We start from the raw sequence: 1,213 nt of genomic DNA, 5'->3' as shown, positions 1-1,213 counted from the left end.
CCCCTGGCAGGTCGCATCGCGCTGGTACGAGCGGCGCAAGCGCGACCTGCTGCTGGCCGCCCTGCCGCGCGAGCGCTATGCCCACGGCTTCGAGCCCGGCTGCGGCAATGGCGAGGCCACGCAGCGCCTGCTGCAGCGCTGCGACCGGCTGTGCGCCGTCGATTTCTCGGACAGGGCCGTGGATCTGTGCCGCCAGCGGATTGCGCCGCAGGACCGCGCCCGCCTGGACCTGCAGGCCCTGCCCCTGCCCTGGCAATGGCCACAGGTGCCCCAGGTGCCGCAGCAAGGCTTCGATCTCATCGTGGTCTCGGAGCTTGCCTACTACTTCGACGACGCGGCACTGGCGCATTTCAACCGCCAGTGCCTGGCCTCGCTGCAGGGCGGCGGCCACTGGCTCATGTGCCACTGGCGGCATGGGGCGCACGATCACCTGCAGAGCACCCGCGCCCTGCATGACAGCGTGTCGGCCCATGCGCAGCTGCACTTGCTGCTGAGCCACAGCGAACCGGATTTCCAGCTGGACATCTGGCAGAAAACCCCTGAAAGGACGGACAGATGATCGGCGTGTGCATCCCAGCCCATGACGAGGAAGACCTCATAGGCCGCTGCCTGGACAGCGTGTTTTGCGCGGCCGCCCATGCCGACCTGCAAGGCGAGACCGTGGCCGTCGTGGTGGTGCTGGACAGCTGCCAGGACGCCACCGAATCGGCCGTGCGCCGCTGGCCCGCCATCCCGTTGTCCATTGCCGCGCGCAACGTGGGCAAGGCGCGGGCCCTGGGGTCGGAGTACCTGCTGCTGCTGGGCGCCCGCTGGCTGGCCTTCACGGACGCCGACACCACCGTCTCGCCGAGCTGGCTGGCCGACCAGCTGGCGCTTCAGTCCGACGTGGTCTGCGGCACGGTGCAGGTGGCCGACTGGTCGGCCCACGGCGTCCAGGCGGACACGGCGCGGCGGCACTTCGAGACCACCTACACGGACCGCGACGGCCACTGCCACGTGCATGGTGCCAACCTGGGCATCTCGGCCTGGCACTACCGCCAGGCCGGCGGGTTCGACGCACGCACCTGCGGCGAGGACCAGGACCTGGTGGACCGCCTGGCGGCCGGCGGCGCCCGCATCGCCTGGTCGGCCCGGCCCCGGGTGATGACCAGCGGCCGCGCCTACTCGCGCGTGGCCGACGGCTTTGCCGGTGCGCTGCGCCAGGGATACGCGG

At 71.1% G+C, this 1,213-nt stretch carries 2 protein-coding genes; both read left to right on the top strand.

Annotation, left to right across the window (positions count from 1 at the left end; translation table 11 throughout):
* Positions 1-559: class I SAM-dependent methyltransferase (locus tag L995_RS11790; protein WP_047471894.1), on the top strand; the 559-nt coding region annotated here is incomplete at its 5' end.
* On the top strand, positions 556-1,213 hold a 658-nt coding region (locus L995_RS11785), incomplete at its 3' end, for a glycosyltransferase (protein ID WP_047471892.1). The genes L995_RS11790 and L995_RS11785, both read left to right, overlap by 4 nt.

The sequence above is a fragment of the Delftia sp. ZNC0008 genome (assembly GCF_000799035.1).
In the GTDB taxonomy this organism is placed as follows: domain Bacteria; phylum Pseudomonadota; class Gammaproteobacteria; order Burkholderiales; family Burkholderiaceae_C; genus Comamonas; species Comamonas tsuruhatensis.
The sequence above is the reverse complement of the archived record's forward strand: the minus strand, read 5'-3'. Positions and strand labels throughout refer to the sequence as shown.